The organism is Corynebacterium sp. HMSC076D02, from assembly GCF_001813815.1.
In the GTDB taxonomy this organism is placed as follows: Bacteria; Actinomycetota; Actinomycetes; order Mycobacteriales; family Mycobacteriaceae; genus Corynebacterium; species Corynebacterium simulans.
This window is the reverse complement of record NZ_KV814034.1, coordinates 1-6,358: the sequence shown is the minus strand read 5'-3', so window position 1 is coordinate 6,358 and position 6,358 is coordinate 1. Positions and strand designations below refer to the sequence as shown.

Sequence of the window (6,358 nt, the reverse complement as noted above, 5' to 3'; positions counted from 1 at the left end):
CAAATGCCTAGGAACAAAACTCGGGGCACTTCACTTAGACCGAGTTCCCGATGGCACCAATACACCGCAACCCAAGATAAGGAGGAACATATGGAGCCACAATCGCCCCGAGCACCACGGATGCCGAGCGCCCCACGAGCGCCGCGCAGTGGAGCTAAAACAGGCGCGGAAATGGAGGAGAGCAGGTACGCAGCGGAGGAGTCTGCGAAGGGGCTTATCGCCGGTTTGGTTGGTCTAGACCGCGCCGATATTATCCGTCGTTCCAACCGAGTCCAGGAGATTCTGGACGATTTTGCCCAGCACGCCCCAAAAGAAGAAGTGTCTTTGGAGCAGCTTAAAGCGGAGGGAGGAAAGGTTGACGCTGAGCTTGATCAGCTAGAGCAAACCCTCGATGAGCGCGCTCAGTCGCGGCGGAAAAAGCAGAATCAAGGTGGCTACCCACCGCAGCCGCCGCGGGAAAAGAAGCCTCGTGTCCCTCGGGTCAAAAACCCGCGATTCACCCCACTTTTCCAGAATGAACCAGAAGAAAAAGACACCAGTAAAGGATGGGAACCAGAACTATGATTACGAAGTCTCAGACCGCTTCGTCGGTAAAAAAGATTGAAGCTCTCCGCCAGGAGCGGGAGCAAAAAGAAGCCGAAGAAGCCAAGAAGGTTGAGGAGTTTAAGCGTCAATTAGGCGAAGTTCTCTACGCCTGCGCTTATGAGCCTTCAAGCAAGTGGTCCAAATTTCGCGGCGGTTCCGTAAAGGAACTGTTCGCAGAAATCGGTATACGGGAGGCCCCCTCCCGTGAAGCGTCCGAGGGACACGAGGGCGCACCTCGCGGCGGAACGCAGGAGCCGATAAAGGCTCCGCAGTCGATTCAGAGGACTCCACAGAGTCAAATGAATCCCGCCGCAGGCCCGAAGCACGCGGGCCAGAATGGCCCGCAAGCGTAGGGCCAGAGGGTCGAGGGAGAGAATCTCCCTCGCCAGCGCCACGAGGCACCGGAGGTGCCCGAGTGGCTTGCTGGCCGCCTGTTTGTGAGGGCCGGCTTTGACGGTGGCGAGTACGCCTGAATCTGCCCCGCAGATTCAGGGGGCCGACACCGGAGAAGCGTGACCCTTACAAACAGACTGTGGCCCTGGCTGCATCAGCAGTCGGGGCCACCCTGCCACAGTAAGCACGATAAGTAGGAGGTGGATATGCGAGACAAGTTCTCGACATATTCGCGTACAACCGTGCGCCTCGATAAGGATTTAGACCGATTTGTCGAGGAGGTCGCACGGGTTGTAGGGGTGCAAAAGGCCGTCGTGTTCCGGGAAGCTCTCTATGTCCTCGCGGAGGAGAGCGTGCTGACGCAAAAGCGTTTGGCCCCGGACACGCTGCGCCGCCTGGACGAGATGAACGACCAACTGCGGCGGATTGGCGTCAATCTAAACCAGTTGGCTCGCCGCGCGAATATCGACGGCGTGGCCCCCGTGTCTGAGGCTGTAGAAAGCATTGGCTCCGAGGTTTCTTCTCTTCGCAAAGAGGTGAAGGACTTTGTCCACAATCAAGATTAACTACAGCCAGAATATCCGCGCGGCAACGGTCTACGCCGTCTATGGAACGGCAGACAATGCCCGCAAGGGTGAGGTGCGAGCCGATGCTTTATGCACGGTTCAACCTAACGCTGAATCGTTTTCTCCGGAGGCTACGGCTGGCCGTTGGTCGGGTGTGGACTTCATGGAAGCCAGTGTGGAAGAAATGGAGCGATATGCTCCGGCTCAGCGCACTGACGAAGCAATTATTTATATCCAATCGTGGGCTAAAGACGAGCTGGATAAGGACGACCCGGCTGATGTAGCTCGGGCTAATGCAGCAGGCTCAGAGCTGGCGATGCGGCTGACGCAGGGCACGGGAGTTCCGTTTACAGTTGCCACACACACCGACAGCAAAAGCGGCTGCGTCCACAACCATATTGTCTTTGCCAACCACGATACGCAGACAAAGAAGGCTGCGCCGAGGGACATGCGTAACTGGTACAAGTTGCGCAATATCAACGACGAGTTGATGCGCGATTTGGGGATGCGTGTCTTAGAACGTGAGCCGGAAATATCGCTGCTTCCTGCCGAGCGCAGGGCACGCAAGGAGGGCAAGTCCACAGACTCGACGGGCCTGGGCGTGGATGAGCTGACCGCAGCCACGTGGGCTGATTTTGCCCGCAAGCGCATGGATGAGCTGTGCGCGGATGAACAGGTGGCAGATGCTGACGACCCACTGGCGAAGGCAGTAGAGATTGCTGGCGAATACAACCTGTCTCTAAAAGTGCAGCCCAACTCAAAAACCGAGGGTGAGTCGCTAACCGTGGCCCTGGTCGACGACGACGGCGAGGATGCCTACTTCACGAACACCACGAAGGCCGGACGTACTCGAAAGCGTAAAGCAGCTAGAGCTGGCTCAAAATTGGGCCGCAGCTACTCGCTAGAGGGTGTGACCGAACGCGTTAACGAGGCTCAATCAGCCTTTCTTGCGCGGCAGCTTGCAGCACTTCAAGCCAATTCAACCGATGACGACCTGGAGGCGAAATACGGCTCCAGCCTTCTCGATGACGAGGAGGAAGAAAACTATAACAACCAGGAGGTATTCAATCATGGTGTCAGTGACCGAGATGACGAAGCTAGCCCAAGCAGCGGCGAAAGGCAAGATGGACAGCGTCTTGAAGGTTCTCAGCCCACGCCTGGACAAGGCGGAGAAGGCTATCAAGACGCTGCAGGAGAAACTGAAGAGTCTGCCGGAGAATACAGGGGACATTCTCAGTTCTCTGCCCAGCGACTTCTCGACGAGGTTGACGCAAGCGGAAAGCGAATTAAGGAACGTAAAAAGCAATCTCGCCGCAAACAAGAACTACGTGAGCAGCAGTCACTTCCAAGTAACGATGATGGAAGTGCAGCAGATGATCACCGGGCTGATAAGGAACATCGAGGATCTGCCCAACGGCCTGGAGGGGGTAAAAGGGTACCTAATCGAGATAAGCGAGCAGATGTCGCGTCTGACAAGGATGCAACAGCTGGTACTCAAAGCAGCCGAAAGCCCCATCCATCTCGACAAGGATTCCAGCCAAGCAGTAGCCCAGAGCCTGAACGCTCAGATGACTTCGAGCCTGACTTCTAGCCTGGAACCGCTGGTAGAAGTAGCTGTATCTGAGGCAATGTCGAAAGAGTCCGAAAGCCTGCACAAGGCAGCAGAAGCATCTAAGAAGGCTCGCAGCGCCCTGCTCCAGGAGAAGGAGTCCAACGAAAAGCTGCTGGAGAAGATACGTGCAGAGCGCAAAAAGTACAACGCCGACATGGAAAAGTCGAACAGGAACTTTATCAAGGCCTGCCAGTCTGCCTCGTGGATTGCAGCCAGTGTTCTCTTCGTTGCTATCGCACTCGTTGCTGTCGGAGCCTTGGGTAAGGGGCTACTGAGTATGCTCGGCATACCCGACGGCGTGTCTGCCTTGTGGGGGCACGTCCAGGAGGCTAACGGCATCGGCCCAACACTGGGCTGGTTGGTGTTAACACTTATCGTCATAGGGGTTCTTATAGCGCTTATGACCTGGATGCTGTCCCAGGCTGCGCCGGGTATTGCTCACTTGGTCGAGGAATACCGTCGCAATCACCCGAGGAAAGAAACGAACCACTAACTAGAACACGTGCACCGTAAAAAGTAAAAAGCCCCACAACACAGCGTAGCGGTTAACCGCTACGCTTCTTTTATGCTCTTCCTATGCCCCAACTGTGCAACAGCACCAATAAACTGGCGCCCCGGTTATAAGTTGGGGCGCCAAGTCGATGTGCTCGAGTCGGGGGATGTTAGTGGCCGGTGTCAAGCCGGCCAGACAGTCGGTTCAGCCGGTCCTGACTGGGACCGTCGAGCCCGATAATGGACACGGTTTTGCCTCTGTCCTGGAACTTCTGCGTAATCGCGTCAAAGGTCGCGACCGTGGAGGCATCCCAGATCTCCGCCTCAGTGAGATCAATAGTGATATGACGGGCAGAATCGGTGTAATCAAAGCGATAAACCAGGTCATTGCTTGATGCCCAAAACAACTGGCCATGCACCCGGTAGGTACGAGTATCAATCTCGCCATCGCCATCGCCGTCGCCGTCGATCTCGGAGGCCTTTTCAATGGAAACGATATGTGCCACCCGACGGGCGAACATGATCATCGCGGTGACCACACCCAGCACGACACCAATGGCCAGGTTGCTGGTGGCTAGGGTGGCAATAATCGTCACGGCCATAACAATGGTCTCAGAGACCGGCATGAGTTTAAGGGTGCGTGGATGCACCGAGTGCCAGTCGATGGTGCCGACCGAGACCATGATCATGATTGCCACCAACGCAGCCATCGGGATCATGCCAACGATGTCGCCCAGTGCCAGGACCAGGACCAGCAGGAACACACCGGCTAACAGGGTGGATAGGCGGGTACGTGCCCCGGATTCGCGGACGTTGATCATGGTTTGACCGATCATCGCGCAGCCACCCATGCCGCCGAAGAAACCGGAGGCAATATTAGCCACCCCCTGTCCCCAGGATTCACGAGTTTTATCGGAATGAGTGTCGGTGATGTCATCGACGAGCTTGGCGGTCATTAACGATTCCATGAGACCGACCACGGCCATGGCCAGGGCATAAGGCGCGATGATCTGCAGGGTCTCCAACGTCCACGGCACGTTCGGAATAAACAGGGACGGTAAGGTCTCCGGCATCTTGCCCATGTCCGAGACCGTCGGGACAGTCAAACCGGCGGCAATGACCAAACCGGTGAGCACGATAATCGTGACCAGCGGGGCAGGGATCACACTGGTGAGCTTGGGGAAGAAAATCATGATCACCACACCCAAGCCGACGAGTGGGTAGACCATCCAGGGCACATCAATGAGGTGTTCGAGTTGGGCGGTGAAAATCATAATGCCCAGTGCATTGACGAAACCCAGCATCACCGATCGGGGGATAAAACGCTGAAGTTTCGCCACACCGAGGGCGCCGAGCACGATTTGTAGGACACCGCCCAACAAGACGGTGGCGATGAAATAATCCATCCCGTAACCACGCGCCACAGGAGCAATGACTAGGGCAATAGCCCCGGTGGCGCCGGTTATCATTGCCGGGCGGCCACCGGTAAAGGCGATCGCAATGGCCATGACTACCGAGGAAAACAGACCCATGGCTGGGTCAACACCGGCAAGGATGGAAAAGGCAATGGCCTCAGGGATCAGCGCCAGGGATACCGCCAGTCCGGCCAGAATCTCTATACGGATACGGGCGGGGGAAGAAAATGCGTAACGGAAGGATGCGATGATCCCGGTAGGGGCATCAGCGCCGTCTGGACTCAGGAGGGGGCGGGGGGCCGCCGTGCTAGTTTCAGTCATAGATGTCCAATCTTTGAGGGGATAGGTAACTGGGCGAACGCCCGAAAGGAATCCAACCCTCTAGTAACTTTAGGTTTGGTGATGGTGGTCATGGTAGCGGGAGTTTTACTCAACCGCCAACCCAGGCACAGGAACCCGTGGACAACATCACCGTGAAGGAGAACAGGCAATGCAAAACAGTAATTTCAAGATCGGCGAGGTCGTTGACCAGACGGGGTTGTCGATTCCCACCTTGCGTTATTATGACAACGTCGGCCTGATTACCCCATCGGGGCGTAGCCCTGGTGGGTTCAGGCTTTATAGTGAGGCTGATGTACGTCGTGTTTTGCTGGTGCGACGGATGAAACCGCTGGGGTTTACTCTGGATCAGATGCGGGAATTCCTGGAAGCTGCGGAGATTCTTCATAGTTCAGATGGCGGGCAGGACAGTGATCCCGCACAGCAGGCACGGAGTAATGCCAAGGCCACCCTTGCCGACATTCGTGAGGAGACGCGCACCCGCTACGAAAAGCTACGCAAGCAAATTGCCTACGCTGAGGAATTCCTCGATCTGGTCAACACCCTGGCACACTAAAGTGCCCCCATCCTTCGCAGGGAGAAAAAGACCATCCGATTGAATGCGCTCTGTCGAGTCGCGTTCCAGATGAAGTGGACGAACGCCCGCGGCCTCTCCGAAGTGGATGGCGATAGTGCAGAGGACTTCTGAAATCCGTGCAGACGACTCCTCAAAACGACACAGTCATCCAAGGTCACAAAATCGAAAATTGTCACTTAACCCCATCACTTCCAAACCGGCTTAAGTGACAAAAAAGGGTTAAGTAGCAAAAAGTGTGTCTGAGTTACAGCGCTCTTGCTGCTCAGGCTGGGTAAATCGGGCGGATATAAGGTCTTTATGCTTATATCCGCCCGTTTCGTGTTCAATCCATCGGAATGGCACCCGCATGTGCTAACCGGGGGTTGGTGTGCTTTCCGGG

Annotated in this window: 7 protein-coding genes; 6 read left to right on the top strand and 1 reads right to left on the bottom strand. The window is 56.1% G+C overall.

The window, feature by feature from the left end:
- Positions 1 to 171: 171 nt before the first annotated feature.
- The 5 genes from HMPREF2935_RS00785 to HMPREF2935_RS00765 all read left to right on the top strand — a co-directional run bounded on the left by HMPREF2935_RS00785 (position 172) and on the right by HMPREF2935_RS00765 (position 3,649).
- Positions 172 to 564: a hypothetical protein gene (locus HMPREF2935_RS00785; RefSeq protein ID WP_061925842.1), complete on the top strand. Its 393-nt coding sequence runs from the start codon at positions 172 to 174 to the stop codon at positions 562 to 564.
- Complete coding sequence (locus HMPREF2935_RS00780) at positions 561 to 938, top strand: hypothetical protein (protein WP_061925839.1); 378 nt, start codon at positions 561 to 563, stop codon at positions 936 to 938. The genes HMPREF2935_RS00785 and HMPREF2935_RS00780 overlap by 4 nt, the downstream gene beginning before the upstream one ends.
- 246 nt (positions 939 to 1,184) lie before the next feature.
- Positions 1,185 to 1,544 (top strand): MobC family plasmid mobilization relaxosome protein, encoded by a 360-nt coding sequence (locus HMPREF2935_RS00775; protein ID WP_070731577.1) that lies wholly within the window; start codon positions 1,185 to 1,187, stop codon positions 1,542 to 1,544.
- Positions 1,525 to 3,135, top strand: coding sequence for a relaxase/mobilization nuclease domain-containing protein (locus HMPREF2935_RS12555; protein ID WP_082778687.1), 1,611 nt, complete (start codon positions 1,525 to 1,527; stop codon positions 3,133 to 3,135). The genes HMPREF2935_RS00775 and HMPREF2935_RS12555 overlap by 20 nt, the downstream gene beginning before the upstream one ends.
- Before the next feature lie 37 nt (positions 3,136 to 3,172).
- Positions 3,173 to 3,649: an APC family permease gene (locus HMPREF2935_RS00765; RefSeq protein ID WP_061925854.1), complete on the top strand. Its 477-nt coding sequence runs from the start codon at positions 3,173 to 3,175 to the stop codon at positions 3,647 to 3,649.
- 169 nt (positions 3,650 to 3,818) lie between these two features.
- Here the strand turns inward: HMPREF2935_RS00765 and HMPREF2935_RS00760 are convergent, their stop codons facing one another.
- Positions 3,819 to 5,384, bottom strand: a complete 1,566-nt coding sequence (locus HMPREF2935_RS00760; RefSeq protein ID WP_061925833.1) for a SulP family inorganic anion transporter — start codon at positions 5,382 to 5,384, stop codon at positions 3,819 to 3,821.
- A gap of 169 nt (positions 5,385 to 5,553) precedes the next feature.
- Between HMPREF2935_RS00760 and HMPREF2935_RS00755 the strand changes: the two genes are divergently transcribed.
- Positions 5,554 to 5,958: a MerR family transcriptional regulator gene (locus HMPREF2935_RS00755; RefSeq protein WP_061925830.1), complete on the top strand. Its 405-nt coding sequence runs from the start codon at positions 5,554 to 5,556 to the stop codon at positions 5,956 to 5,958.
- Positions 5,959 to 6,358: the final 400 nt, after the last annotated feature.

Coding starts and splice junctions, on each gene's coding strand:
- HMPREF2935_RS00785 (WP_061925842.1), top strand. CDS start 172: ATGGAGGAGAGCAGGTACGCAGCGGAGGAGTCTGCGAAGGGGCTTATC.
- HMPREF2935_RS00780 (WP_061925839.1), top strand. CDS start 561: ATGATTACGAAGTCTCAGACCGCTTCGTCGGTAAAAAAGATTGAAGCT.
- HMPREF2935_RS00775 (WP_070731577.1), top strand. CDS start 1,185: ATGCGAGACAAGTTCTCGACATATTCGCGTACAACCGTGCGCCTCGAT.
- HMPREF2935_RS00765 (WP_061925854.1), top strand. CDS start 3,173: ATGTCGAAAGAGTCCGAAAGCCTGCACAAGGCAGCAGAAGCATCTAAG.
- HMPREF2935_RS00760 (WP_061925833.1), bottom strand. CDS start 5,384: ATGACTGAAACTAGCACGGCGGCCCCCCGCCCCCTCCTGAGTCCAGAC.
- HMPREF2935_RS00755 (WP_061925830.1), top strand. CDS start 5,554: ATGCAAAACAGTAATTTCAAGATCGGCGAGGTCGTTGACCAGACGGGG.